The organism is Streptomyces fulvoviolaceus (assembly GCF_000718165.1).
GTDB lineage: Bacteria > Actinomycetota > Actinomycetes > Streptomycetales > Streptomycetaceae > Streptomyces > Streptomyces fulvoviolaceus.
Genome location: NZ_JOEY01000020.1, coordinates 135040 through 160860, shown reverse-complemented (window position 1 = coordinate 160860; position 25821 = coordinate 135040). Strand labels below are relative to the sequence as shown.

Genomic DNA, 25821 nt, shown 5'->3' with positions numbered 1-25821 from the left:
GCCGATGCTGATGCTGTCCCGGCACTCGCTGGACCGGGACGGACAGCCGGTGGAGTGGGTGCGGTCGGTGTGCCGGTCGAGGGGGAGAGGGGTGCGGATGGTGCGTGGGCGGGGTCGGAGCGGGGCGTGGAGGATGCGTGGGCGGAGCCGGAGCCGGAGCGGGTTGCGGGCGGCTTGTCGGCGGGGTCGGGGAGGGGGACGGGTGGTGCGTCGGCCCGGTGGAACAGGGGCGTGGAGCGTCCGTCGGCGGGGTCGGGGAGGGGCGTGGAGGACGAGTCGTCGCGGATCAGCCGCCGGAGGACCACCATCAGGCGTGAGCCGCTCGCGCCCAGGCCGTGGACCAGGTTGCGCAGGGCGGGGAGCAGGGACTGGGTGACGTAGGCGAGCGCGCCGACCAGCGCGCCCGTGGTGACGCCGCGGTCGAGGAGCCAGGGTGCGGCGGCGAGCAGCAGCACGATCGGCAGATGGCCGCCGATCGCGAGGGAGACCACGCGCAGGACGCCCCAGCGGGCGAGGGAACACGCGGCCCGCAGCTCGGCGTCGATGCGGCTCGCGGTGCCGGCGGCGACCCGTTCCTCCGCACCGGCCGCCGTGACGTCCCGCAGCCCCGGACAGACGGTGCCGAGATCCTCGGCCAACGCCTCGTCGGCGACGAGGAACGCCTCCTGCCGACGGGCCAGCGGCCGCAGCGTCGCCGCGAACAGGGCCATCCCGGCGAGCAGCGGAGGCCCGACGACCAGCAGGAGCAGCGGGGCGAGTGAGAACAGGCCGACGAGTGCGCCGGCGGCGGTGAACACGAACGAACGCGACACCATCACCAGTCCGGCGGACGTGTCCCGCGCGATCTCGACCTGCTGGGTGAGCCCCGACAGCGCCCCGGCGTCCGCCTCCCGCACCCCGCGTGTGACGACCCGCGTGACCAGCCGGTCCCTGAGCGGTTCGACCAGCGCGGCGACCGCGGAGTACACCCGAGACGTGCCGAACGCCCCGACGAGGACCCCGAGTCCGGCCACGCCGAGCCAGACGAGTCCGACGTCCGGCCGTCCGGCCAGAAACCCCTCGTCCAGGGCGCGGGCGGGCGCGTACCCGGTGAGGAAGGTCTGCCCGGTCTCGAGCACGGACCAGCCGCCGAGCCGCACCAGGACCCGCCACCGGGCCCGCAGGAAACGGACACCGTGCCGGTGGAGCCCGTCGGTCATGGCCGCTCCCGTCCGCAGGGGGTGAACCGCCTTCGGCCCGCGTGGGGCATGGCTGCACCCGGGCCGTGTCGGTCGAGCCGTCCGCGGACGCTGTGGGTCAGGGCCTTTTCCCATCCGCCTCGTCCAGGCCGCCCTCCGCCCGCGGCGGTCATCGGCGCTCCCCGTCCGTCCGCGTCGGTCACGGCTGCCCTCCGTCCGCGAAGACCGCCCGGTACCCCGCGACCTTCCACAGCTCTTCGTGCGGCCCCACCGCCCGGACCCGCCCGTCGTCCAGCCAGGCCACCGCGTCCGCCCGGGCCGCCGAGGCCGCGCGGTGGGCGACGAGGAGCCGGGTGCTGCCCGAACCGCCTTTCACCAGCGCTTCGGTGATCTGCGCCTCCGTCACCGTGTCGAGGCTGGAGAGGGCGTCGTCGAGGATGAGGAGGCGGCCGCCGTGGGCGAAAGCCCGGGCGAGGCCGAGGCGTTGGGACTCGCCGCCGGAGCGCGGGGCGTCGGCGACGGAGGTGGCGTAACCGGCGGGCAGGCGGCGCACGAAGTCGTCCGCGCGGGCCGTCACGGCCGCCGCCCGGACCCGGTCGGAGGAGGGGCACGCCAGGCCGAGGCCGATCTCCTCCTCGATGGTCCCGCCCAGCAGGGCGGGGCGTTCGAAGGCGTGGCCTATCGCCCGACGGAGGTCGTCGTGACTGAGTTCGTGCAGCGGTACCCCGTCCAGCAGGACCTCCCCGGAATCCGGATCGGCGAGCCGTCCGGCGAGCGCCGCGAGCAGCGACTTGCCCGCGCCGGACCGGCCGACCACGGCGAGTGTGGTCCCGCCGGGCACGACGAGGTCGACCTCGTCGAGTACGGCACGCCCGCCGCGCCGGGCGGTCACGCCGCGCAACTCCAACGTGCCCGGCCCGGGCGGCAGGTGGCGTGTCCCGTAGACGGGGGCGGGCTCCGCCAGGACCTCGCCGAGCCGTCCCACCGCCGCCCGGGCGCGGGCCAGTCCCGCGAGCTGGCCCACCAGCACACCGACCCCGGCGGCGAGGACCGCGTAACGCGAGGCCGCGAGCAACTCGCCCACGGTCAACCGGTGTTGGGTGAGCAGCACCCCGGCGACCGCGACGACGCCGAGCTGGAGCAGCGGGGCCACGGCGACCGACTGGCCGGCGGCCCGCCCCTGCACCTGCCACATGCGATACCCCGCCCGGGACAGTTCGGGCAGTGGCCGCAGGATCCGCGCCGTCTCACGGTCCGTCGTACCCGCCGCCTCGATGGTGCGATGCCCGCCGATGGCCTCCGAGAGCGCCGCCGCGATCCGCCCCTGCACCTTCTGGTAGCGCGTCACGCACTCCGTGGTGTCGCGCGCGAAGGCGCGCAGCAGCAGTGTGAGCACCGGTGTTCCGGCCAGGAACACCGCCGCGAGCCATGGGTCGATGAGAGCGAGCGCCACCATGGCGCCGACCGGCCCGGCGAGCGCGGCGACCAGCGCGGCGCGGGCGGCCGGTGCCGTACCGGCCTGCGAGGCGTTGCCGACGAGGCGGGCGACGAGGTCGCCGGGCCCGAAGCGGGCGGCGGCCCGCGGGCCCACGTCCAGGACGTGCCCGGTCAGCCGCCGGCGCAGCCACGCCGTGGTCCGGGCGTCGACCGTGCCGCCCAGTACGGTCTGGCCCGCGTCGAGCAGCGCGAGCAGCAGGACCAGCCCGGCGCAGTACAGCACCCAGCGGGTCGCGGGGGCATGCGCCAGCAGCAGGTCCAGGGCCCGGCCCAGCGCGGCGGGCAGCAGCAGACCGGCGCCGGTCGCGGCGGTGCTCAGCAGGCACAGGGCCACACAGTGGATGCCGCTGTGCCGGGCGGCCGGCGCCGCCAGGTCCTTGCCGGTATGGGTGGTCATACGGCCTCACGTCCGGGGCGGTGCGCAGGACCCCGGGCGGCCCCTCCCTCGCGGGAGCGGACCGCCCGGGGCCGTGGATGCGCGGTGCTCGTCAGAGACAGAGCGTGACGCTGGCCGTGCTCCAGCAGAGCAGCAGGCTGGCCGAGCTTCCGCCGCCGCCGTCGGTGTGCTCTTCGGACTCCATCGTCTGCAGGTCGAGAAGTGCCATCTCGTGTCCTTCCGTTGTGTCGTCCACTGTGTCGTTCACCGTGGGGACGGGGTTGGGTCACGACTCCGTCAGATTGCGGAGCCGCGTTCTGTGGGCCGCCCGAGCGGCGGCAGGAACGGCAGGTGCGCGGTGGCCCGGGCGCCGAGGGCCGCGCCGAGCGCGAGCAGGCACCCTGCCGTACCGGTGCCCAGATCCATCGACAGCCGCATCATCTGGTGTCCCGGGAAGGCCAGTTGGCCCTGGTAGGACATCGCGAACCAGCCGAGGCCGGCGATCTGCTCGTCGAGCCGTGCGGCGTCCGCGCCGGGCGTGGTGGTGCGGGCGAGGTGCAGGATCATCCCGGCGCGGCCCTGGAAGAGACCCGGCTGCGCGTAGAAGCGGGAGGTGGCGGCGGTCAGTACACCGGCGCGGGCCCGCTCGAACTCCCCGGTGTCGTCGGCGGCGTGGGCGAGGTAGTCGTCGATGACCATCCCGACGCCCGCGCTGCCGTCACCGAGGTACGGCATCGACCGCCACCCCTCGTCGACCTCCAGCGAGCCGCCCTCGCGCGTCACACAGCACTCCAGGTCCTGGCGCAGGGCCGCACGGGCCGCCGCCAGCAGGTCCGGCTCGCCGGTCCGTTCGTACTGCCGCAGCAGGAACAGCGCGGGCCCGGTGGCACCCCGCAGCAGTCCGGCCCGCCGCCGGGGCGTGGCCGGAAGCGGCTCCGCAAGTCGTCGTACGAGGAGCTGCGCGGCCTCGGCGGCCAGCTCGGCGAGTTCCTTCTCGCCGGTCCTGTCGGCCAGGTCGTCCAGGACCAGGCCGAGCCCGGCCAGTCCGCCGCGCAGGTCCGAGGACAGGTTCTGCCAGCGCTCCCGGAGGATCGTGTCGACCAGGTCGAGGGCCCGCTGCCGGTGGCCGAGCCGGTCCAGGACGTGCGCGACGCCCGCGAGACCGTCGTAGAGGCCGAGCGGGGTGCCGATCGGTGGTGGTGCGGTGTGGTCGAGGAGCCAGCGCTCGCCCTCCTCGTACCGTTCGGCGCCGACCGCGTCCAGCGCGTACAGCACACCGGCCGCACCGTGCGCGAGGCCGAGACCACCGCCGTCGGAGAACTGGGCGACGTCGCCGGGGAAGAGCCGGTCGTCGCGCTCAGGGGTGGCCGAGGCGAGCAACGCCTTGACCATGGAGTCGCGGCTGTAGGGCCAGTCCCCGGGCTCCACGAAGGAGACCGGCGGTGACGACGGCCGCGCGGCCACGTCCCGGGTGATCTCCGCGACCGCCTCGTCCAGGAACTCCCGCGGTACGTCCGGGAACTGACGGGCGATGACGTCCGCCAGGTGGGCCGCCTTGCCGCGATCCACCGCGAACAGTGTGGTGAGGGGCAGGAACAGGGCGAGCCTGAGACAGGCCAGCGCGTACCGGTCGATGTCGATGCCCGTGCGGTCCGGCGGGGCGACGAACCCGGGGTGGGCGACGACCTGGCGGCCCTGCTCGGACACGGGGGCCGCGGCCTCGAAGTCGAGCAGCGACACCGACTCCTCGTCGGGGCCGACCATGATGTTGAAGACATGCAGGTCGTTGAAGACGATCCCGCGCGCGTGCATCGCCTCCACCGCCCGCTGAACCGCCCGGTGGATGCGCACCGCCCACGCCGAGTAGGCGGACACCGCCGCCGGATCGGGGCTCGGGCCCATCAGCGGGTGCCGTTCGGCGAAGAACGAGTTGAGCGGGCGTCCCTCCAGGAAGTCCATGACCAGGAAACGGTGGTCCCCGAGCGTGAACCAGTCCCGCACCTCCGGCACCACACCCGTGCCCGACGCCTGCTCCAGGGCGTACTTCTCCCGCTCAAGGCGCGCGATCGCGTCCGCCCCGTCGGCGGCCAGCCCCGCGTGCGGCCGCCCCTCCTTGAGGACGACCTTGCTGCCGTCCCGGACGTCGGTGCCCGAGTACACCCCGCCGCCGTTGGAGAAGTGCAGTGCCTTCTCGATCCGGTACGGCAGCTCGCCCACCGTCGTGGTGTTCCGCGCCGCCAGATGCGGCTCGAGGAACGCCGGCAGCGTCACCCACTCGGGCACCTGGAAGGAGGGCGCCCGCCGGTCCGGCACCAGCCGCCCCTCGCCGTCCCGCACCGCCAGCACCAGCGAGCCGCGCTCGTCGACGACGAAGGTGCGCGCGAAAGCGCCGTGGCGGACGTACAGCGGACCGTCGTACCAGCGGAGATCGGTGAGGATGTACGGACCCTCGAAGCCCTCCAGGAGTTTGCCCAGCTCGCGCAGCACGACGTGCAGCTGCTCCTCGTCGGCCGGGTAGATCGTGACGAACTTGCCGCTGGAGTCGCGGGCCGCGTACTTGGTGTTGCGCAGGTGCAGCAGGTGCGGGCCCGGCACGAACTTGAACGGGATACGGCGGGGCACGCAGTACTCCCACACGATCGCGGCGATCTTCTCCGCGTTCGCGCGGATGGCCGAGGCGTGGATCTTCCAGCCCTGGGCGGGTCCGGACAGCGGGGCACCGTCCTCGTCGAGCGGTGTCAGTGTCAGCCAGTCGCCGATCCGGGCCGAGTCCCAGCCCTCGGGCACCTCGCGCCGCGCCGTCTCGTACAGCGGCGCCGCCTCCTGGCCTTCCGCGGACAGCCGGTCCGGCGTCTCGTAGAAATGTCTGTCGGCGAGCGCGTACACCTCGTACCGCTTGTCCATCAGTCCCCCTCTGTGGCCCGGCATCGAGCTTCCAGTGGGGCGACGGGCACGGACAGTCACGCCTGTCACGAGATCACCGTGCGGTACGCATGCGTAAAGATCTGTTCGGCGACTTTCGAGCCTGACCTCCGCAAACACTCCATGGAACGGTCACAGGGGCTGCGCAGGTGCCTCATAAGCGCTGTAATGGCGGACGTGGTCAGTGAGGGCGCTGCGGGACGCAGAACGAGAACGCTGCGCGCCGAAGTTGCCCTCAATTCGCTCACGGACGGTCCCGACTCGCCCGAACGGCTGCGCCGCGTACTCGAACAGGCGCTCGTCTTCGCCGGGGCGACGCTCGCCGCCGTGTACGAGCCGGGCAAGGACGGGGACCTGCTGTGCCTCGTCGAGTCCGCCGGCGTACCCAGGACGGTGTACGGACTGCGCGACAGCTACGCCCTCTCCGGCGGCTCCCCGCTCGCCGAGGCGCAGCGCACCGGGCGGCCGGTGTGGATCGGCCCGGAGGAACTCGCCGCCTGCGCCGACGCCCGGCGGGCGCCCGCGCGAGACTGCCATCTGGCCGTGCTGCCCGCGCACGGGGACGACGGCCGGGCCTGCCTCCTCGCGGTGAGCGAGGACACGGGCGGCTTCGACGACGAGGACCGCAAGTGCCTCGAACTGATCGCCGACGCGGTCGTCTGCCCCGCTCCCAGTGTGGCGGCGGAGGGCGAGGAACTGCGCTCCAACGCCTTCACCCTCGCCATGGACACCGGCCGGGTCGAGGTCGGCGACGGCATCCTGGAGCTGTTCGGTCTGAGCCGGGCCGAGTTCGACGGCAAGGTCGAGACCCTGCTGGGCCTGACCGTGCCCGAGGACCTGCCCTCGCTGATGAGCGTGGTCGAGGCCGACCACATGTCCATCGGTGACCGCGAGCTGGAGTTCCGGGTCCTGCAGCCCACGGGCCCGCCCAAGTGGCTCAGGCTGCGCGGACGCCTGCTGCCCGGCGGCGAGGGATACCCGACGCGGCTCGTGGGCACGGTCGCCGACGCCTCCACGCTGCGCTCCGACGTCACCGACGTGGCCCGCATCCAGCGCCTGGCCACCGCCCTCGCCTCCGCCGGCACCGTCCGCGACGTCAGCCAGGCCGTCGTCTCCGCCCTGCGCACCCCGCTCGGGGCCGACCGGATCGCGCTCGCCGAGCTGGAGGGCGACCGGCTCGTCGTCACCGTCCTCGACCCGCCCGAACCGGAGTCCTGGCCCGAGCTGTGGCGCCTGGAGTGGCGCAGCGAGTGGCCCGACGCACCCGTGCGGGCCATGCCCACCCTCGCCGCCGCCCTGCGCGAGGGACGCGCCCAGATCTGGCCCGCCGGCACCGCCCTCGAACCCGCGCTCGCCGAGGTCGGCCCCGGCGGCCTCGCCGTTCTCCCGCTGTCCGCCGCGGGCCGTATGGCCGGCGCCTGCCTCATCGGCTGGGACACCCCGCACGACTTCGGCCCCGACGAACGCGCCCTGCTCACCGCCTCCGCCGGCCTCGCCGGACAGGCCCTGATGCGCGCCCACGCCTTCGACGCCGAGCACGAACTCGTCGGCATGCTCCAGCGCCAGCTGCTCCCGCGCCGCCTGCCCAAACTGCCCGGCGCGGTCGCCGTCGCCCGCTACCTGCCGAGCACGGCCGGGCTGGAACTCGGCGGGGACTGGTACGACGTGATCCCGCTGCCCGACAACCACGTCGCCCTGATCATCGGCGACGTCCAGGGCCACAGTGCCGGCGCCGCCACCCTCATGGGCCAGATGCGCACGGCCCTGCGCGCCTACGCGGTCGAGGGCCACCCCCCGGACGTGGTCGTCTCCCATGCCAACCGCCTCCTCATGGACATGGAGACCGACCTCTTCGCCACCTGCGCCTACGTCGACCTCGACATGGAGGAGGGCACCGCCTGGTGCGTCCGCGCCGGGCACCTCCCGCCCGTGCTGCGCCACCCGGACGGCAGCACGGAGATCGTGGAGGCGGACGGTGGTCCGCCACTCGGTGTGATGGCCCAGGCCGACTTCCCGATGTTCCCGCTCGGGCTCCGTCCCGGCACACTCATCGCCCTGACCACCGACGGCCTCGTGGAGTCCGCCGAGGCCGACATCGACGAGGGCATGGACCGTTTCGCCCACGAGCTCGCCGTCTCCGACCCCGCCCACCTCGGACTCGTCGCCGACGCCCTCCTCGGCAACGCCCGTCGCGGCGACGACGTCGCCCTGCTCCTCCTGCGCTACGACGGCATGGCCTCCCGCCCCCTCAGGGAGAGCTGGACGGTGTGGCGCGTCCCCCAGGCCGTCGGGCACGCCCGCCGCTTCACCCGGCGCACCCTGCGCACCTGGGAGGTCCCGGCCGACGCCCTGGACACCGCCCTGCTCGTGGTCTCCGAACTCGTCACCAACGCCCTCGTGCACACCGACGGCAGGGTCCGCCTCGACCTCACCCTCGTCAACCACCGGCTGCGGTTCGCCGTCGCCGACGCCTCGCCCCGCACCCCCGCCAAGCCGACCAGCATCGGCTGGGAGGCCACCGGCGGCCGCGGCATCCTCCTCGTCGAGGCGGTGTCGGCGGCGTGGGGGAGCGTGCCGGTCAGCGGCGGCAAGCAGGTGTGGAGCGAGATCGCGCTGGACACGTGATCGGGCGACCAGAAGATCCGTTCGCGAACTGCAGCCCCGGGCACGCGAGTTCGGCCGCCGTCAAGATCCGGTGCCACAGATCCCGCACGAATGAGTGTGCGGACGCGATGCCCTGACGCCGCTCGCCGTGGTTTGGCCGTGCCCCTGCCGGGGACCCGGCGTCGAGAGCTCGGACGCGGAAGGAAGTCGAACCGTCGTGACCACGCAGACCGGAGAGAAACCAGTCGCCCGCCGGACCGGGACCGGCTGGTCCAGGACCCGCCGCGGCCGCGGCGAGGGAGCCCCGCGGACCTGCCTGCCGGCCGTCGAGGACCGGGGCGCGTCCGCCGCGGCTCACACGGGAGAGTGGAACATCGTCAGGGGCGAGGACTGACGTCCCACCGGCCGTAACCGTCAAGCCACCCCCTCGCCATGGCCGGTTCCTCCGTATCCGGGCTAGGGTGACGCAGATGAAGGCTCTCGTGCTGTCCGGCGGTGCCGGGACACGGCTGCGTCCCATCACGCACACCTCGGCCAAACAACTGGTGCCCGTGGCCAACAAGGCCGTGCTCTTCTACGGCCTGGAAGCGATCGCCGCGGCCGGCATCACCCAGGTCGGAGTGATCGTCGGCGACACCGCGGAAGAGATCCAGGAAGCCGTGGGCGACGGCTCGAAGTTCGGCCTGGAGATCACGTACATCCCCCAGGAGCGCCCGCTCGGACTGGCGCACGCGGTGCTGATCGCCCGCGACTGGCTCGGTGACGACGACTTCGTGATGTACCTGGGCGACAACTTCATCGTCGGCGGTATCACCGACCTCGTCGAAGGCTTCCGCGACAACCGGCCCGCCGCCCAGATCCTCCTCACCCACGTGCCCGACCCGCGGTCCTTCGGTGTCGCCGAACTCGACCCGGACGGGCAGGTGATCGGCCTGGAGGAGAAGCCGGAGAACCCCAAGAGCGATCTGGCCCTGGTCGGCGTGTACCTCTTCACCCCGGCGATCCACGAGGCCGTGCGGGCCATCAAGCCCTCCTGGCGCGGCGAGTTGGAGATCACCCACGCCATCCAGCACCTGATCGACGTCCGTGCCGATGTACGCTCCACGGTCATCAGGGGCTACTGGAAGGACACCGGGAACGTCACCGACATGCTGGAAGTGAACCGCACGGTCCTGGAAGGCCTCGACCGCCGACTCGACGGCGAGGTGGACGAAGCGTCCGAGACCGTGGGCCGGGTGGTGCTGGAGGAGGGCGCGCGCATCGTGAACTCCCGCGTCGTCGGCCCCGTGATCATCGGCGCCGGAACCGAGGTGCGCGACTCCTACGTCGGCCCCTTCACCTCCATCGCGGAGAACTGCCAAGTCGTCGACAGCGAGCTGGAGTTCTCCATCGTGCTGCGGGACTCGTCGATCCTCGGGGTGGCCAGGATCGAGTCCTCGCTGATCGGCCGCCACGTAGAGGTGACCCCGGCGCCGAGCGTGCCCAGCGCGCACCGCCTCGTCCTCGGTGACCACAGCAAGGTGCAGATCCACTCATGAACCTTCTCGTCACCGGCGCCGCCGGGTTCATCGGCTCGGCCTACGTGCGCAAGCTGCTCGCCGCGGACGGGCCCGACGCGCCCCGGGTCACGGTGCTGGACAAGCTCACCTACGCCGGCACGCTCGACAACCTCGAACTCGACCACCCCCGGCTGGAGTTCGTGCAGGGCGATATCTGCGACGCCGAACTCGTCGGCAGGCTGACGGCCGACGCGGACCAGGTCGTGCACTTCGCGGCGGAGTCCCACGTGGACCGCTCGATCACCGGCGCGGCCGACTTCGTCCGCACCAACGTCCTGGGCACCCAGACCCTGTTGGACGCGGCCGTGACGGGCCGCGTCGACCGGTTCGTGCACGTCTCCACCGACGAGGTCTACGGCTCCATCGACTCCGGCTCCTGGCCGGAGGACCATCCGCTGCAGCCCAACTCGCCCTACTCCGCCTCCAAGGCCTCCTCCGACCTGCTCGCCCTGGCCTACCACCGCACCCACGGCCTGGACGTCCGTGTCACCCGCTGCTCCAACAACTACGGCCCGCACCAGTTCCCCGAGAAGGTCATCCCGCTGTTCGTCACCAACCTCCTCGACGGGAAGAAGGTCCCCCTCTACGGGGAGGGGCTCAACGTCCGCGACTGGCTGCACGTCGACGACCACTGCCGCGGAGTCGACCTCGTGCGCACCAAGGGCCGCCCCGGCGAGGTGTACAACATCGGCGGCGGCGCCGAACTCAGCAACAGGGAACTCACCGACCTGCTGCTCAAGGCCTGCGGGGCGGACTGGGAGCGGGTGGAGTTCGTGGAGGACCGCAAGGGCCACGACCTGCGCTACTCCGTCGACTGGAGCAAGGCCCACGCCGAGCTCGGCTACCAGCCGCAGCACGGCTTCGTGGCCGGCCTCGCCGACACCGTCGACTGGTACCGGGACAACCGCGCCTGGTGGGAACCGCTCAAGCGACGCGCGCGGGGCCTGTCATGAGGCGGCCGGCCGCCCTGGACGTCACCCGTGTCGTCCGTACGATGCCCGAACCGGCGGCCCGCCGGCACACCCTCGACGCCGTCGACGACCGGCGCGGACGGCCGACCTGGAGCGCCGACGTCGCCGAGCGGATCACGAACCTCTGTGCGAAGCCCTGCCGCGGCGAGGCCTCACAGGGTATGTTCCGCCCCACCAGCAGCGCGGCCTTCCTCCGGCCCGCCCCACGCTCCGCCTACAGCGCCCTCGGGCACGACCGGTGGTCACAGGACGGCCTGTCCCCGCTCCGGGACCGGCGGCCCGCCCAGCACGAAGCACTGTCACTCATCCGCAAGGAGATTTCCCAGTGAAACGTCACGAGTTCCTGCGGGGGCTCCACAAGTCCAGCGCGAACCGGAACTACCTGGAGATCGGAGTCAACGACGGCCGCAGCCTGACGCTCTCCCGGGTACCCAGCATCGCGATCGACCCCGCCTTCAAGGTGGTCACGGAGATCCGCTGCGACGTCCACCTGGCCAAGGCCACCAGCGACGACTTCTTCGCACGGAACAACCCGCTGGCCCACCTCAAGGGCGGGCGTCACCCGCTGCGCAACCTGCGCCGGGGCCGCAGCCCCCTCGGCCACTGGCGCCGCACCACCCTAGACCTGGCGTTCATCGACGGCATGCACCTGTTCGAGTACGCGCTGCGCGACTTCATCAACATCGAGCAGCACTCGGACTGGGCCAGCGTGATCGTCTTCGACGACATGCTGCCGCGCAACGTCGACGAGGCGGCCCGCGACCGGCACACCAACGCCTGGACCGGGGACGTCTACAAGGTCATCGAGATCCTGAACCGCTACCGGCCCGACCTGGTGACGGTCCTGGTCGACACCGAGCCCACCGGCCAGCTGGTGATCTTCGGTGCGGACCCGTCGAACACGGTGCTCAAGGACAAGTACGACGAGATCATCGCGGAGTTCGAGGTCCCCGACCCCCAGAAGGTGCCCGAGACGGTTCTGGAGCGGACGACGGCGGTGAAGCCGGAGGCGCTGATCGACGCGAGCTTCTGGACGCCGCTGGTGCGTGCCCGCAACCGCGGGACGAAGCGGTCCCGTGGCTGGGAGCCCCTGCGTAAGAGCCTGCAGCCGCTGAGCAGCGTCAGCGGCTGAGGCAGCGCAGCAGGTCATAGGGGGCGGTCCGGGCTGGGAAGCAGCTCGGACCGCCCCGTCTCGGTGTGTGAGGCGGAACGGTCCGGCCCGGGCGTTGTCGTCGAGCGGTGCTACATCACGCCTTGGCCCCGGCGGCGGCCCTTCCCAGGAGCTCGCCGAGCACGCGCCGCGCCTTGCGCACGGCCCGCTGCACGAGAGAGGGCCGTGGGGCCCGCGCCGCCTGGATGCGGCCGGCCCTGGCGCGCAGGACGAACGGCAGCGGCAGGAAACGCGGCTCGTCGGCGCCGGGGGCCGGGCCCAGCGCGACCCGGACGGCACCCCGCAGCTCCTCGGCGGGCAGCACGGCCTCCAGCACCGACCCCTCGCCGTCGGCGGCGGGGGAGAGCGTGGCAGGTACGTGGTAGGCCGTGTCCGCGGTGAGTCGCAGCAGGACGTCGGTGTCGCCGGGTGCGTGGAGCGGCAGCGGCGCGCGCAGCCGGCCGTCGGACACGGTGATGTCCTCGGGAGTGAGGCGGCCGAGGTCCAGGCGCTTGCTCGCGCGGTCGACGTCCAGGGCGAGGTTGCCCTGCGGGCTCGTCCAGTACGGCAGGGTCACCCGCTCGGCGACGACACCGCCGGGCGCGGCCGTCCGGCCGGCCCGGGGGACCGGGCCCAGTCGGCACTCCTTGGTCCAGCCGCCCAGCTTGACGCGGACGAACACGTCCCACAGGCCGCCACGGATCGGGGCACCGTCCAGGGCCGTGCCGGGGTCGACGGAGGCCGTCCCGCGCAGCACCACACGGACGCGGCCGTCGTCCCCGGCCGGAACGAGCTCGCGGGTGAACTCCACCGGCTGGAAGTACTGAGCGGCGCTTGACCGTTCACGCAGCAGCAGGTCCACGGTGGCCTTGCCGAACTTGGCCACGGTGTCCGCCTCCACCCAGGCGATCGCCGCGGCGGCGTCCAACGGCGGGTCGGCCGGCGAGGCGCCCGCGCTGCCCGAGGGGAACGTCATCGGCTGGCGCTTGGACGCGAACTCGGCCGACAGCCCGATCCGCAGCGAACCGTCCTCCCACCGGATGTCCTCGGGAGTCGCCTTGGGAGCCACGGCGACCTCCCACTCGGCGAAGGCCACGAGGTCCTCGAACCGGTCGGCGGCGATCAGTGCGGCGATCACCTGTTGGGTCGGCGCGAGTCCGGCCGAGACGCCGGGCCCGAAGCGCTCGACGACGACCTGGCGGATCTCCTCGTACAGCTGCTTGCGATAGCCGTCGTCGGGGAGGGCGAGCAGGCGCCGCCCGCGCATCCGCTCGACCATCTCGTTGCGCAGCCAGCGGCGATAGAGCCGGTCCCGCACCGGCCCCGGCTCGGTGTACTGCTCGACGATGTCGAGGGCCTCGCGCAGGTTCTTGAAGTAGCCGATCGGGTCGAAGCGCTGGAAGCCGGCGTTGGCGGCGTCGTCCCGCTTGACGTGGTAGTAGCACACGTAGTCGCTGAGCACCGAGATGCCGTCCGCGCGCAGATACGCCTCGGTGACGAAGACGTGGTCCTCCAGACGGCGCCGGCCCTCGGGAAAGCGCAGGCCGATCTTGTCGAGGAACTCCCGTCGGAACATCTTGTGCGGGGTGAGGCTGTCGATGAGCGGGGCGTTCTCGACGGTCGCGTGCGGGTGGTTGCGCCGGAACAGCTCCACGGGCACAGGGCGGCCCTTGCCGGCCATCTTGCCTACGACGACGTCGGTGCCGTTGGCCACGGCGTAGTCGTACATGCGCTCGAGCGCTTCGTCGCCGAGGTAGTCGTCGTTGTCGACGAACATGACGTACTCGCCCTGGGAGGCGGCGATGCCGACGTTGCGGGGTTTGCCCGACCAGCCGGACGGCTCCTGGTGGATGACGGTAACCCGGGAGTTCTCTGCGGCGAGTGCGTCCAGGCGGGCGGGCGTCTCGTCGGTGGAGCCGTCGTCGACGAAGATGACCTCGTACTCGTCCGGAGGCAGCGACTGCGTCAACAGCGAGGCGATGCAGTCCTCGATGTAGATCCCCGGGTTGTAGACCGGGACGATGACACTGACCTTGACGTGCATCGGGCTCCGAGCCCCCTCGTTTCGCTTGCCGTGGACGGTGCGGCTCGTGCGTTTCGCCCGATGCTAACCCGGCGGAAGTGTCGTGCATCACTCGGCCTCCCGTCGGGGAGATCTCAGTTCCGGCTCAGTTGTGTGTCTTGGCGAGCAGCTCCAACACCTCGGTCGTCGTGCCCGTCTCGCCGAGGCGCGGGAAGATCCGCTCGACGCTGCCCCGGTGGGCCTCGGCGTCCATGTCGCTCATCGCGTCGGTGGCGAGGGTGACGTGGTAGCCGTGCTCGTGCGCGGCGCGGGCCGTCGACTCGACGCCGATGCTGGTGGCGATGCCCGTCAGCACGATCTGGGTGACACCGCGGCGTCGCAGCTGGACGTCGAGGTCGGTGCCGTGGAAGGCGCCCCAGTTGTGCTTGGTGACGGTGATGTCACCCGGGTGGCCGGCCAGTTCGTCGACGACGACGTCCCAGCCCTCCGGCCGCGTGCCGCCGGCGCGCGGGGCCTCGGTGCGGCCGGGGACGGCGTCCGCCCCGTCGGCGGCGAAGGCCACCCGGACCAGCACCACGGGCAGATCCCGGGCGCGGAAGGCCTCGGCGAGATCAACCGAACGAGCGACCACCTCGGACGCGGGGTACGGGGTGACGGGCGCCGCGACGATGCCCGCCTGGAGGTCGATCACGACGAGGGCGGTGCGGGGGTCGAAAGCCGTGAGTGCCATGGGGCAGGCCTTTCAGGGAGGTGCGAGAGCGGGCCGTGAGGGGGCGGGGTGGGCTTCGGCGTCACGGCTGCGTGAGCCGTTCCAGCAGGGCCAGACCGTCGAGCACCTTGCGTCGCTCGTCCTCGGTGTACCGGTCCTGCAGGGCACGGGCCAGCCACTCCTCGCGCGCCTGCCGGTCGCCCTCGACGCGACTGCGGCCGGCGTCGGTGAGCGTGACGAGCCGGCTGCGGCCGTCGTCCGGGTCGGGACTGCGCCGGATCAGCCCGTGCCGGTCCAGGGCGGCGAGCGTGGTGGCCATCGACTGCGGCCGTACGCCCTCGGCCGTGGCCAGCGCGCTGGCCGTGGCGGCCTCGTGCTTGGCGACCAGGGTGAGTGCGGAGACCTGGGGCGGTGTGAGCTCCTCGTCCTCCGCGACCTCCCTGATCCGGCGGCGCAGCCGGCTGAACACGACCCGCAGGTCGCGCGCGGCGCGGGCGGCGGAGTCGGTGATGCCCTCGGGAGGGTCGGTGGCCCATGCATCCATATCGTCACCGTAAGGCCGTCAGCCGAAACTGTCCAGTTCAGACTGAACAGTTTCACCTGAAGACCTGAGGACTTGTCCAACCGATCGACAACCAGGCTTTCCCTCAGGCGAGTTGGGCTACCGTGGGCGGCGACCGAGGCACGGTGGCGAGGGGAGCAGATCCACATGCACGAGCGCCCGACGGGTGGAATCGCGTCGTTCAACTCCTCCGTGGCGCATCCCGCGCGGGTCTACAACGCCTGGCTGGGCGGCCGGGACAACTACCCGGCGGACCAGGAGGCGGCCGAGCTCGCTGCCGCGGCCAATCCGCAGATCGTCCCCGCCGTCCGGGCCAACCGGGCCTTCCTCGGACGTGCCGTGCGCGAGCTGGCCGGGAAGGCCGGCATCCGGCAGTTCCTCGACATCGGCACCGGGATCCCGACGGCCGACAACACCCACGAGGTCGCCCAGCGCGTCGACCCCGGCGCCCGGGTGGTCTACGTCGACAACGACCCGATCGTCCTCGCCCACGCCCGCGCGCTGCTCGTCAGCACGCGGGAAGGGGCCACGGACTACCTGGAGGCCGACCTGCGGGACGTGGACCGCATCCTCACGGCCGCGCAGGAGACGCTGGACCTGTCACAGCCCGTGGGCCTCATGCTGGTGGCGATCCTCCAGTACGTCCCGGACGCCGACGACCCCCACGACATCGCGCGACGCCTCATCGAACGCCTCGCCCCCGGCAGCCACCTCGTCCTCTCCCACCCGGCCGCCGACATCGGGGCCGAGCAGGTCGCCGCGTCCATGCGCGTGTACAACGAACGCGCCGCCGACCACGCCGGCGCGACACCCCGTACCCATGACGAGATCACCCGGTTCTTCGACGGTACGGACCTCCTCGACCCGGGGGTCGTCGAACTGCCCGAGTGGCATCCCGACCCCGCGGACGCCGCGGCCCCCGGCGCCCTGCCCATGTGGTGCGGAGTCGGCCGCAAGCCCTGACGGGCCTAGGCTGGCCGTGTGCGCCTCCTGATCATGTCCGACACCCACCTCCCCAAGCGCGCCAAGGAACTCCCGGCTCAGCTGCTCGCCGAACTCCCGCGCGCCGACGTCGTGTTCCACGCCGGCGACTGGGTCGACGCGGCCACCCTGGACCTGCTGGAGGAGCGCAGCCACCGGCTCATCGGTGTGTACGGCAACAACGACGGCCCCGACCTGCGTGCCCGACTCCCCGAGGTGGCCCACGCCGACCTCGGCGGTCTGCGCTTCGCCGTCGTCCACGAGACGGGCCCCGCCCAGGGCCGCGAGACCCGCTGCGCCGCCCGCTACCCCGACACCGACGTGCTGGTCTTCGGCCACAGCCACATCCCCTGGGACACCACAGCCCCCACCGGTCTACGACTCCTCAACCCCGGCTCCCCGACCGACCGGCGCCGGCAGCCCCGCTGCACGTACATGACCGCCGTGGTGACCGACGGCTTCCTCACGGACGTGGAACTGCATCAACTGGTCAGGTGACAAGGGGGGAAACCCAGAGATCCGGGCCGCTCCGTGTGCGTGGAAGCGGCCCGGGCGCTGCGAGTGTGCGCTGTCACGGACCTCCTTCCCCATCGGAGGTGCCGACGAGGACACACCTGCCCTCGTCCGTTGTGCGGCCACTACCCGTCAGGACCCGCCTCACACCATGTAATTCGTTGGACTCCGGGGCCGTCGCCCCGCTGAGATGGGCCGCGTGCCGATCGATACCACGCTCGTACGCCGTTTGCTGGCCACCCAGTTCCCGCAGTGGGCCCATCTCCCCGTCACCCCGGTGCCGTGGTCCGGCATGGACAACGCCACCTTCCGGCTCGGCACCGACCTCTCCGTCCGGCTGCCGCGCTACGCGCACTGGGTGGGCCAGGTGGAGCGCGAGCACCGGTGGCTGCCGTGGCTCGCCCCGCACCTGCCGCTGCCCGTCTCCGAACCGCTCGCGAGGGGTGAACCCGGCGAGGGCTATCCGTACCCGTGGTCCGTGTACCGCTGGCTGGAGGGCGAGACGGCCACGACCGAGGACCTGGCCGACCCGGTCCGTACCGCGCTCGACCTCGCCCTGTTCGTCAACGCGCTGCGGGAGATCGACACCACGGACGGTCCCGGCCCCGAGCAGAGCAACGCCTTCCGCGGGGTGCCGATGGGCGACGAGCGGGACTCGCTGGCCGCCGACGCACGCGTCCGGCCCAAGATCGAGGCGCTGAAGAAGACGGGCCTCGTCGACACGGACGCCGTGACGGAGGTCTGGGAGGCGGCTCTCGCGGCGCCCGCCTGGCACAAGCCGCCGGTGTGGATCCACGGGGACCTCGCGACCGGCAACCTCCTGGCCAGGGAGGGCCGGATCAGCGCGGTCATCGACTTCGGGACGCTCGCGGTGGCCGACCCGGCGGTGGACCTGCTGCCCGCCTGGAAGTTCCTGCCCGCCCGGGCCAGGGATGCCTTCCGCGAGGCGGTCGACCTCGACGACGCGACCTGGGCACGGGGGCGCGGCTGGGCGCTCGCCGGGTCGTTGCCCGTGCCGGACGACCCCTTCTTCCAGGAGGACCCGGCCCGGGTGACGGCGGCTCTCCGGCACCTTGAGGCGGTCCTCGTGGACCACCGCAGCCACGGCTCCTGACGACTCAGGCGCGCCGCCACCGCCGTATCCGCACCGCCGCGAGCACCACGACGAGCACCGCCGCCACCGCGACCGCCGCGCGCTTGGCCACGGGCACACCGACGGCGCGCAGCAGGTCGAGGGAATCGTCCTCGGGCGGCTCCGCCGCCCTCGCCCTTTCCGGCTCGCCCAGCTGTTCGGACAGGGCCTGGGCGAACTGGCCGATCAGCCGGTCGCCCACCTCCGCCATCACACCCCGGCCGAACTGCGCCGGCCGCCCGGTCACCGTCAGATCGGTGCGCACCGACACGGCCGTACCGCCGTCCTGTCCGGTGAGCGTGCCGGTCACCGTGGCCCGTGCCGTGCCCTGGCCGCGCGTTTCCCGGCCGCTCGCGATCAGCACCATGCGGTGCGCGGCCTCGTCCTGCTCCTCGAAGACGGCGGTGCCCTTGTACGTCACGGTGACCGGACCCACCTTGACCTTCACCGAGCCGTTGACGGTCTTGCCGTCGTAGTCCTCGACGCTCGCCCCGGGCATGCAGGGCGCGACGCGCTCGATGTCGAGGAGCGCCCGCCAGGCGTCGTCGACCGGGACGGGAACCGTGAACTCGTGGTGCAGCTCCATGACTTCCTCCAAAGGGCCATGCGGTGCTTTACGTCGACGGGTGGATCGCTCCCCCCGCCCCGGTCAGTGGCGCGCCGCTGCCGCCCCACCGCAGCGCGACGATCTCGGCGGCGACGGACACGGCGACCTCCTCGGGCGTACGGGCCCCGAGGTCGAGCCCGACCGGCGAGCGCAGCCGCGACAACTCGGCCTCGGTGAGCCCGGCTGCGACCAGCCGTGCCGTCCGGTCCTCGTGCGTACGGCGGCTGCCCATCGCCCCGATGTACGCGGCCGGGCGGCGCAGCGCCTCCTCCAGCAGGGGCACATCGAACTTGGGGTCGTGGGTGAGGACGCAGATCACGGTGCGTTCGTCGGTGTCGGTGCCGCGCAGGTAGCGGTGCGGCCAGTCCACGACGACCTCCACACCGGCGGGGAAGCGTTTGGGCGTGGCGAAGACCGGGCGGGCGTCGCACACCGTGACCCGGTAGCCGAGGAAGTCGCCGATCCGGGCGACCGCGGCCGCGTAGTCGATCGCGCCGAAGACCAGCATGCGGGGCGGCGGGGCGAAGGAGTGCAGGAAGACGGTGACGGCGTCCTCGCGGCGCTCGCCGTGCGGTCCGTAGTGCCTCAACCCGGTGGCGCCGAGGGCGAGTTCGCCCCGTGCGTCGGCGATGACCGCCACGTCCAGGCCGGCCGTGCCCAGCGTCCCGGCGACCCGGTCGGGCCACACCGCCAGCGTGGCTCCACGCGGCGCCGGCCCGTCGGTGACCGTGGCGACGGTCACCGGTTGGCTCGCCGCGACGGACTCCGCGACCTCGCCGAAGGCCGGATCCAGGGCGGCCGTGACGGGACGGACGAGCAGGGTGATCTCGCCGCCGCAGGTGAGCCCGACGGCGAACGCGTCCTCGTCGCTGTAACCGAAGGTCTCGAGGCGGGCCTCGCCGCTCGCGACGACCTCCTGCGCGAGCTCGAACACCGCGCCCTCGACACAGCCCCCGGACACACTGCCCACGACCTCGTCGCCGGGGCCCACGGCCATCGCGGCGCCCGGATCGCGGGGCGTGCTACGGCTCACGGCGACCACCGTGGCCAGCCCGAACGGCGACCCCGCCGCATACCAGTCCCGCAGCGCCGGGAGAATGTCACGCACTGTCCGCTCCTCTCGCGAGGGGACTCCCTCGCACCACCGCCGCCAGACGCTCCAGCGCGGCCAGGCTGTGCCCCTCGACGAACGCGTCCACGCTCGGCAGCGCCGCCGCCATCCCGGCCGCCAAGGGCGCGTAACCAGGGCGCGCCTTGCGTGGATTGGCCCAGATCACCCGGTGCGCCAGCCGGTGCAAGCGTCGCATCTGGGCCCCGAGCAGCTCCGGATCGCCACGCTCCCAGCCGTCCGACAGCAGCACCACCACCGCGCCGCGTGCCATACCGCGCTGGCCCCAACGGTTCAGGAACTCCCGCAGCAGCTCACCCAGCCGGGTACCCCCGCGCCAGTCCGGGACGGCCGCCCCGACCGCGGCCATCGCCAGGTCCGGGTCGCGGTGTGACAGTTCGCGGGTCACACGGGTCAGCCTGGTGCCGATCGTGAACACCTCCGTGCGCGTCCCGCGGGTCGCCGCGTGCGCGAACCGCAGCAGCGCGTCCGCGTACGGCGCCATCGAGCCGCTGATGTCGACGAGCAGCACGGTCCGGCGCGGCTGCTCGGCCCTCGCCCGGTGCCGCAGCCGGGCCGGCTCGCCACCGCGCCGCAGCAGCTCCCGCACCGTCCGGTGCGGATCGACGTCCCCGCGCCGGGCCGGTCGCCGCCGGGCAGTCAGCCGCACCTCTCCGCGCCACGCGAGCACGGCCAGCAGCCGGCGCACCTGGGCGCGTTCGGCGGCGTCCAGTTCGGCCACGTCACGGCGGCGCAGGACCTCGGCGGAACTGGCGAGCGCGGGCGTGGGCGGGCTTTCTCGCTCGTTCTGTGTTCTGGTGCGGCCTTCGGCAGCCGCGTTCCGTACGACCAGCCGCAGCCGGGGACCAGGGGCAGCGGCCACCGCCCGCTCGACGGGCTCACGGGCGCCGAAGTACGCGGCGAAGACCCGCTCGTAGCGCTCCAGGTCGTCCCGGCTCCCGCACAGGGTCAGCCGTCCCGCCCAGTACACGTCCGCCCGCATCCCGGGCCGCAGTAGGTCCACCGCACGCAGGAAGGCGTGCACGCGTGCGGCACTCGCCTCGACACCGGCCGTACGCAGGGCGCGGGCGAAGCCGAGGAGAGCGGCGTCGGCGGCGAGCACACCCGTCACACCCGTCACGCCCCTCGGGCCGCGAGCACCGCCGCCAGATCGAGCCCCCGCGCCCGCTCGGCGTCCTCCCGGTACTTGAGCACCGACCCCAGCGTCGCCACCGCCAGCTCCGCGTCCACCTCGCTCGCCCCCAGCGCGTCCAGCGCCTCGGCCCAGTCGATCGTCTCGGCCACCCCCGGCGGCTTGAGCAGGTCCTGTCCACGCAGCGCTTGCACCAGGGCGGTCACCTGCTCGGCCAGACGTGCCGACACGCCCGGCAACCGCCGCCGTACGATGGCCAGTTCGCGGGCGAAGCCGGGATGGTCGAACCAGTGGTAGAGGCAGCGCCGCTTCAGGGCGTCGTGGACCTCGCGCGTGCGGTTGGAGGTCAGGACGACGACCGGGGGCTCCTCGGCGCGCAGCGTGCCCAGCTCCGGGATGGTGACCGAGAACTCCGACAACAGCTCCAGGAGGAACGCCTCGAACTCGTCGTCGGCCCGGTCGATCTCGTCGATCAGCAGTACCGAGGGCCGGGTCTCCAGGGCCCGCAGCAACGGCCGGGCGACCAGGAAGCGGCGATCGTACAGCTCGCTCTCCAGGCGGCCGGCATCCGTGACGCCGGCCGCCTCGGCGGCCCGCAGATGCAGCAGCTGACGGGGGAAGTCCCAGTCGTACAGGGCCTGCGAGGCGTCGATGCCCTCGTGGCACTGGAGCCGGATCAGCGGGGCGCCGAGGGCCTCGGCGAGGGCGGAGGCGAGCGCGGTCTTGCCGACGCCCGCGTCGCCCTCGCAGAAGATCGGCCGATGCAGTCTGAGGGCCAGGAAGCAGGCCATGGCCAGCCCGTCGTCGACGAGGTATCCCGTCTCCTCCAGGCGGGCACGGACCTGCTCCGGGCCCTCGACGTCGGCGATCGGCCTCACTCCATCCCCGCGGCGGCCAGCACGGCCCGCCTGGTCAGCACCCGCGCCAGATGCGCCCGGTACTCCGGCGAGCCCGACAGGTCCTGGGAGGGCTGGGTCCCCACCGCCGCCGACTCCGCGGCCCGCGCCACGTCCTGTCCGTCCCCGGAGCCGGTCAGGGCCTCCTCGGTCGCCGCGGCGCGCAGCGGGGTGGCGCCCATGTTGGTCAGCCCGACGCGTGCCTCGGCGATGTGCCCGTCGTCGCGCCGCACGAGGGCGGCCACGCCGACGATCGCCCAGGCCTGCGCCACCCGGTGGAACTTCTCGTAGTGGAAGCCCCAGCCGTCCGTCTTCGGTACCCGCACCTCCACCAGCAGTTCGTCCGGTCCCAGCGCGGACTGGAGATAGTCGACGAAGAACTCCCGCGCGGGGATCGCGCGCCGCCCGCGCGGTCCGACGGCGATCAGTTCCGCGTCCAGGGCCAGGACGACGGCGGGCAGGTCACCGGCCGGATCGGCGTGCGCGAGCGAACCGCCGAGGGTGCCCCGATGCCGTACGGCGGGATCCGCGACGGTCTCCGTGGCGGCCGCCAGCAGACCCGCGTGCCGGCGGACGAGCGGGTCGCGGATCACCTCGTGGTGGGTGGTCATCGCGCCGACGACGAGCGTGTCGCCCTCTTCTCGCACCCCGCGCAGGCCGGGGACACGCCCGACGTCCACGACCAGTTCGGGGAAGGCCAGCCGGAGCCGCAGCAGCGGCAGCAGGCTCTGCCCGCCGGCCAGCACCTTGGCGTCCTCGCCGACCTCGGCGAGCGCGCGTACAGCCTCCTCGACGCTGGTCGGTCGCGCGTACTCGAATGCCGGAGGAATCATGAGGAGGCCTCCTCGATCGCTTTCCAGACCCGCTCGGGAGTACAGGGCATCCGGATGTCGCGCACGCCCAGCGGCCGTAGGGCGTCGACGATCGCGCCCACGACGGCAGGGGTGGAGGCGATCGTGCCCGCCTCGCCGACTCCCTTGACGCCCAAGGGATTTGACGTGGCCGGCGTCTCCGTCCGGTCCGTCACGAAGTCGGGCAGGTCCGCCGCCGACGGCACGAGGTAGTCGGCCATCGTGCCGGAGACCAGGTTGCCCTCGTCGTCGTACACGGCCTCCTCGTACAGCGCCTGCGCGATGCCCTGGGCGAGCCCGCCGTGCACCTGGCCTTCGACGATCATCGGGTTGACGACCCGGCCGACATCGTCGACGCAGACGTACGACCGGATGTGTGTCCGCCCGGTCTCGGTGTCGACCTCGACCGCGCACAGGTGGGTGCCGTGCGGATAGGAGAAGTTGTCCGGATCGACCATGTGCCCGGCGTTGATGCTGGGTACGAGACCGTCGGGCACGTCATGCGCGGTGAACGTCTCGAAGGCGACCTCCTGGATCGTCCTGCGGGCGTCCGGGGAACCCTTCACGGAGAACACGCCGCCCGCGAACTCCAGGTCCTGCTCGCTCGCTTCGAGCAGATGCGCGGCCACCTTCCGGGCCTTCTCCACCACCTTCAGCGCCGCGTGGTGCACGGCCGTGCCGCCCACCACCAGCGACCGCGAGCCGTAGGTGTCCATGCCCTGCGGGGCCGCCCTGGTGTCGCCGTGGATCACCTCGACGTCGTCGAACGGCACTCCCAGCACGTCGGCGGCGATCTGGCTCCAGCAGGTCACATGCCCCTGCCCGTGCGGGCTGGTCCCGGTGACCACCTCGACCTTGCCCGTGGGCAGCATGCGGATGCTCGCCGACTCCCAGCCGCCGGCCGCGTACCGCAGATCCCTGAGCACCCGGCTCGGCGCGAGGCCGCACATCTCGGTGTACGTCGACACACCGATGCCCAGCCGTACGGTGTCGCCCCGGTCGTTGCGGTCCATCTGCTCGGCGCGCAGCTTGTCGTAGCCGAACAGGGAGAGGGCCTTCTCCGTCGCGGCCTCGTAGTTGCCGCTGTCGTAGGTCAGGCCCGCGATCGACGTGTACGGGAACTCCTCGTGCCCGATCCAGTTCCGGCGCCGCAACTCCACGGGATCCAGGCCGAGTTCGGCGGCCAGCTCGTCCATGATCCGTTCGATGGCGTACGTCGCCTCCGGGCGCCCCGCGCCGCGATAGGCGTCGGTCGGCGTCCTGGTCGTGAAGACGCCGGTGACGTTGAGCTCGTAGGAACCCATCTTGTAGATCCCGGGGTACATGAAGGCGCCCAGGATAGGGATGCCCGGGGTGACGAGCATCAGGTACGCGCCCATGTCGACGAGGAGGTCGACCTTCAGGCCCAGCAGCTTGCCCTCACTGGTGGCGGCGATCTCGACGTCCTGGATCATGCCCCGGCCGTGATGGGTCGCCAGATAGCCCTCGGAGCGGGACTCCGTCCACTTCACCGGGCGTCCGATGCGCCGCGCGACCGCGAGCGTGATGGCTTCCTCGCCGTACACCTGGAGCTTGGAGCCGAAGCCGCCGCCCACGTCGGGGGCGATGACGCGCAGCTTGTGCTCGGGGATGCCGGTGACCACGGCGAGCATGATCCTCAGGATGTGCGGGATCTGGGTGGAGGAGTAGAGCGTGTACTCGCCGGAGGCGGCGAGCGGGGTGACCACGACGGCACGGGGTTCCATGGCGTTGGGGATCAGCCGCTGCTGGTGGTAGCGGCGTTTCACCGTCACCTCGGCGCGTTCCCGTACGGCGTCGAAGTCCTCGCCGGTTTTCAGCGGCCAGTCGTAGCAGCGGTTGGTGCCCTTGTCGGAGTGGACCAGGGGGGCTTCCGGCTGCAGTGCGGCTTCCAGGTCGAGGACCGGGGGCAGCGGCTCGTAGTCGACCTCGATGGCCTCCAGCGCGTCGGCGGCCGCGTACTGGTCGCGGGCGACGACGACCGCCACCGGGTCACCGGCGTAGCGCACCTCGTCGACGGCGATCGGCGGGTGGTCGGGCAGCACGATGTCCTCGGTCACCGGCCAGGCACAGGGCAGCGATCCCATCCCCTCCGCGAGATCGCCGCCGCTGAACGCCGCGACCACGCCCGGCCGTTCGAGCGCGGGCGAGACGTCGATCCGGTCGATGCGGGCGTGCGCCATCGGGCTGCGCAGCACCGCCAGGTGCAGCATCCCGGCCGCGTCGATGTTGTCGGTCCAGTTGGTCTGTCCGGTGAGCAGCCGGGCGTCCTCCTTGCGGGGCCGGGACCTGCCGACCTCGGGCTCCACGATCTGCTCGGTCATGCCCTCACCCCCTGCTCGGAGGCTTCGGCGGCCGACAGGACGGCCCGCACGATGTTCTGGTAGCCCGTGCAGCGGCAGAGGTTGCCCTCCAGGGCGTGACGTACCTCGTCCGAGGTCGGGTGCGGGTTCTCGCGCAGCAGATCGCGCGCCGCCATGATCATCCCCGGGGTGCAGTAGCCGCACTGCAGCGCGTGCCGTTCGTGGAACGCCCGCTGCAGCCCGGTCAACTCCCCGTTGTGGGCGAGCCCTTGGACGGTGGTCACTTCGCTCCCGTCCGTCTGGACGGCGAGGACCGAGCAGCTCTTCACGCTCTCGCCGTCCAGATCGACCGTGCAGGCCCCGCAGTTGGAGGTGTCACAGCCGATCGGGGTACCGGTCAGACCCAGCCGGTCACGCAGGTAGTGGATCAGCAGGAGGCGGGGTTCCACCTCGTCCTGGTACGTCGTGCCGTCCACCTTCACCGAGATGCGGGTCATGTGCCCTCCCAGGATCACGGACGTGATGTGCGTCACTCTAGGGCTGCTCTGTGGAGGGGGCGAGGGCCGGGACAGCACTGGTTGAGCGTTAATCCGTTGCCGTGGCCGACCCGGAACTGCTGCACTTCGGGTGACCTTGTCGCCACACGACCCAGGAGTTGCAATGCGCGCACCGTTCATGTCCGCCCCGGAAGGAATGACCCCCTCTTCA

22 protein-coding genes and 1 pseudogene are annotated in these 25821 nt (G+C 72.4%); 10 read left to right on the top strand and 13 right to left on the bottom strand.

Translation table 11 applies throughout. The features are described from left to right. Positions 1-76 (top strand): annotated as a pseudogene (locus tag IG08_RS63045) (GntR family transcriptional regulator); the annotation flags it as partial. A gap of 1301 nt (positions 77-1377) precedes the next feature. On the opposite strand, the gene IG08_RS0122430 reads toward IG08_RS63045, so the two are convergent. From IG08_RS0122430 to lanKC, 3 genes are all read right to left on the bottom strand, one after another. Then, a complete protein-coding gene (locus tag IG08_RS0122430) occupies positions 1378-3072 on the bottom strand; it encodes an ABC transporter transmembrane domain-containing protein (RefSeq protein ID WP_030605344.1) in 1695 nt (564 codons plus the stop codon). A 91-nt stretch (positions 3073-3163) separates the two neighbouring features. After that, positions 3164-3280: a SapB/AmfS family lanthipeptide gene (locus IG08_RS0122425; protein WP_030605341.1), complete on the bottom strand. Its 117-nt coding sequence runs from the start codon at positions 3278-3280 to the stop codon at positions 3164-3166. Between the two features lie 68 nt (positions 3281-3348). Further along, a complete protein-coding gene (gene lanKC, locus IG08_RS0122420) occupies positions 3349-5955 on the bottom strand; it encodes a class III lanthionine synthetase LanKC (RefSeq protein WP_030605339.1) in 2607 nt (868 codons plus the stop codon). A 195-nt stretch (positions 5956-6150) separates the two neighbouring features. Between lanKC and IG08_RS0122415 the strand changes: the two genes are divergently transcribed. The 6 genes from IG08_RS0122415 (at position 6151) to IG08_RS0122390 (ending at position 12239) form a co-directional block, all read left to right on the top strand. Beyond that, complete coding sequence (locus tag IG08_RS0122415; protein ID WP_030605336.1) at positions 6151-8598, top strand: SpoIIE family protein phosphatase; 2448 nt, start codon at positions 6151-6153, stop codon at positions 8596-8598. Between the two features lie 196 nt (positions 8599-8794). Then, a complete protein-coding gene (locus IG08_RS60705) occupies positions 8795-8971 on the top strand; it encodes a hypothetical protein (protein ID WP_199820887.1) in 177 nt (58 codons plus the stop codon). A gap of 76 nt (positions 8972-9047) precedes the next feature. Next, a complete protein-coding gene (locus IG08_RS0122405) occupies positions 9048-10115 on the top strand; it encodes a glucose-1-phosphate thymidylyltransferase (protein WP_030605333.1) in 1068 nt (355 codons plus the stop codon). After that, the gene (gene rfbB, locus IG08_RS0122400) at positions 10112-11089 is read left to right on the top strand and encodes a dTDP-glucose 4,6-dehydratase (RefSeq protein ID WP_030605331.1); all 978 of its coding nucleotides are present in this window, start codon (positions 10112-10114) and stop codon (positions 11087-11089) included. The genes IG08_RS0122405 and rfbB overlap by 4 nt, the downstream gene beginning before the upstream one ends. Then, positions 11086-11436, top strand: a complete 351-nt coding sequence (locus IG08_RS0122395; RefSeq protein WP_030605330.1) for a sugar nucleotide-binding protein — start codon at positions 11086-11088, stop codon at positions 11434-11436. The genes rfbB and IG08_RS0122395 overlap by 4 nt, the downstream gene beginning before the upstream one ends. Continuing rightward, positions 11433-12239 (top strand): class I SAM-dependent methyltransferase, encoded by an 807-nt coding sequence (locus IG08_RS0122390; protein ID WP_030605326.1) that lies wholly within the window; start codon positions 11433-11435, stop codon positions 12237-12239. The genes IG08_RS0122395 and IG08_RS0122390 overlap by 4 nt, the downstream gene beginning before the upstream one ends. Positions 12240-12354: 115 nt before the next feature. Here the strand turns inward: IG08_RS0122390 and IG08_RS0122385 are convergent, their stop codons facing one another. The 3 genes from IG08_RS0122385 to IG08_RS0122375 all read right to left on the bottom strand — a co-directional run bounded on the left by IG08_RS0122385 (position 12355) and on the right by IG08_RS0122375 (position 15533). After that, the gene (locus IG08_RS0122385) at positions 12355-14301 is read right to left on the bottom strand and encodes a glycosyltransferase family 2 protein (RefSeq protein ID WP_030605324.1); all 1947 of its coding nucleotides are present in this window, start codon (positions 14299-14301) and stop codon (positions 12355-12357) included. A 124-nt stretch (positions 14302-14425) separates the two neighbouring features. After that, entirely contained in the window at positions 14426-15010 is a 585-nt protein-coding gene (locus tag IG08_RS0122380; RefSeq protein ID WP_030605320.1) for a hydrolase, read from the bottom strand. Between the two features lie 61 nt (positions 15011-15071). Next, positions 15072-15533 (bottom strand): MarR family winged helix-turn-helix transcriptional regulator, encoded by a 462-nt coding sequence (locus IG08_RS0122375; RefSeq protein ID WP_030605318.1) that lies wholly within the window; start codon positions 15531-15533, stop codon positions 15072-15074. A 165-nt stretch (positions 15534-15698) separates the two neighbouring features. On the opposite strand from IG08_RS0122375, the gene IG08_RS0122370 reads away from it, so the two are divergent. The 3 genes from IG08_RS0122370 to IG08_RS60195 all read left to right on the top strand — a co-directional run bounded on the left by IG08_RS0122370 (position 15699) and on the right by IG08_RS60195 (position 18159). Continuing rightward, positions 15699-16514, top strand: coding sequence for an SAM-dependent methyltransferase (locus IG08_RS0122370; RefSeq protein ID WP_030605316.1), 816 nt, complete (start codon positions 15699-15701; stop codon positions 16512-16514). Between the two features lie 18 nt (positions 16515-16532). Further along, complete coding sequence (locus IG08_RS0122365) at positions 16533-17030, top strand: metallophosphoesterase family protein (RefSeq protein ID WP_030605313.1); 498 nt, start codon at positions 16533-16535, stop codon at positions 17028-17030. Between the two features lie 205 nt (positions 17031-17235). Beyond that, complete coding sequence (locus IG08_RS60195) at positions 17236-18159, top strand: aminoglycoside phosphotransferase family protein (RefSeq protein ID WP_030605311.1); 924 nt, start codon at positions 17236-17238, stop codon at positions 18157-18159. Positions 18160-18163: 4 nt separating this feature from the next. Here IG08_RS60195 and IG08_RS60190 read toward each other — a convergent pair whose 3' ends face one another. The 7 genes from IG08_RS60190 to IG08_RS0122325 are packed head-to-tail and all read right to left on the bottom strand — an operon-like array spanning position 18164 to position 25610. Then, positions 18164-18763: an SRPBCC family protein gene (locus IG08_RS60190; protein ID WP_030605309.1), complete on the bottom strand. Its 600-nt coding sequence runs from the start codon at positions 18761-18763 to the stop codon at positions 18164-18166. A 28-nt stretch (positions 18764-18791) separates the two neighbouring features. After that, a complete protein-coding gene (locus IG08_RS0122350; RefSeq protein ID WP_030605306.1) occupies positions 18792-19892 on the bottom strand; it encodes an XdhC family protein in 1101 nt (366 codons plus the stop codon). Beyond that, entirely contained in the window at positions 19885-21033 is a 1149-nt protein-coding gene (locus IG08_RS0122345) for a vWA domain-containing protein (RefSeq protein ID WP_420823288.1), read from the bottom strand. Before IG08_RS0122345 ends, IG08_RS0122350 begins: the two co-directional genes overlap by 8 nt. Then, the gene (locus IG08_RS0122340; RefSeq protein ID WP_234342941.1) at positions 21030-21923 is read right to left on the bottom strand and encodes an AAA family ATPase; all 894 of its coding nucleotides are present in this window, start codon (positions 21921-21923) and stop codon (positions 21030-21032) included. Before IG08_RS0122340 ends, IG08_RS0122345 begins: the two co-directional genes overlap by 4 nt. Then, positions 21920-22774 (bottom strand): FAD binding domain-containing protein, encoded by an 855-nt coding sequence (locus IG08_RS0122335; RefSeq protein WP_030605297.1) that lies wholly within the window; start codon positions 22772-22774, stop codon positions 21920-21922. The genes IG08_RS0122340 and IG08_RS0122335 overlap by 4 nt, the downstream gene beginning before the upstream one ends. Next, positions 22771-25134, bottom strand: a complete 2364-nt coding sequence (locus tag IG08_RS0122330; RefSeq protein ID WP_030605295.1) for a xanthine dehydrogenase family protein molybdopterin-binding subunit — start codon at positions 25132-25134, stop codon at positions 22771-22773. Before IG08_RS0122330 ends, IG08_RS0122335 begins: the two co-directional genes overlap by 4 nt. After that, positions 25131-25610, bottom strand: a complete 480-nt coding sequence (locus IG08_RS0122325; protein WP_030605292.1) for a (2Fe-2S)-binding protein — start codon at positions 25608-25610, stop codon at positions 25131-25133. Before IG08_RS0122325 ends, IG08_RS0122330 begins: the two co-directional genes overlap by 4 nt. Positions 25611-25821 lie beyond the last annotated feature (211 nt).

Coding starts and splice junctions, on each gene's coding strand:
- lanKC (WP_030605339.1), bottom strand. CDS start 5,955: ATGGACAAGCGGTACGAGGTGTACGCGCTCGCCGACAGACATTTCTAC.
- IG08_RS0122370 (WP_030605316.1), top strand. CDS start 15,699: ATGCACGAGCGCCCGACGGGTGGAATCGCGTCGTTCAACTCCTCCGTG.
- IG08_RS0122430 (WP_030605344.1), bottom strand. CDS start 3,072: ATGACCACCCATACCGGCAAGGACCTGGCGGCGCCGGCCGCCCGGCAC.
- IG08_RS0122425 (WP_030605341.1), bottom strand. CDS start 3,280: ATGGCACTTCTCGACCTGCAGACGATGGAGTCCGAAGAGCACACCGAC.
- IG08_RS0122380 (WP_030605320.1), bottom strand. CDS start 15,010: ATGGCACTCACGGCTTTCGACCCCCGCACCGCCCTCGTCGTGATCGAC.
- IG08_RS0122385 (WP_030605324.1), bottom strand. CDS start 14,301: ATGCACGTCAAGGTCAGTGTCATCGTCCCGGTCTACAACCCGGGGATC.
- IG08_RS0122335 (WP_030605297.1), bottom strand. CDS start 22,774: ATGATTCCTCCGGCATTCGAGTACGCGCGACCGACCAGCGTCGAGGAG.
- rfbB (WP_030605331.1), top strand. CDS start 10,112: ATGAACCTTCTCGTCACCGGCGCCGCCGGGTTCATCGGCTCGGCCTAC.
- IG08_RS60190 (WP_030605309.1), bottom strand. CDS start 18,763: ATGGAGCTGCACCACGAGTTCACGGTTCCCGTCCCGGTCGACGACGCC.
- IG08_RS0122330 (WP_030605295.1), bottom strand. CDS start 25,134: ATGACCGAGCAGATCGTGGAGCCCGAGGTCGGCAGGTCCCGGCCCCGC.
- IG08_RS0122405 (WP_030605333.1), top strand. CDS start 9,048: ATGAAGGCTCTCGTGCTGTCCGGCGGTGCCGGGACACGGCTGCGTCCC.
- IG08_RS0122325 (WP_030605292.1), bottom strand. CDS start 25,610: ATGACCCGCATCTCGGTGAAGGTGGACGGCACGACGTACCAGGACGAG.
- IG08_RS0122375 (WP_030605318.1), bottom strand. CDS start 15,533: ATGGATGCATGGGCCACCGACCCTCCCGAGGGCATCACCGACTCCGCC.
- IG08_RS60195 (WP_030605311.1), top strand. CDS start 17,236: ATGGGCCGCGTGCCGATCGATACCACGCTCGTACGCCGTTTGCTGGCC.
- IG08_RS0122395 (WP_030605330.1), top strand. CDS start 11,086: ATGAGGCGGCCGGCCGCCCTGGACGTCACCCGTGTCGTCCGTACGATG.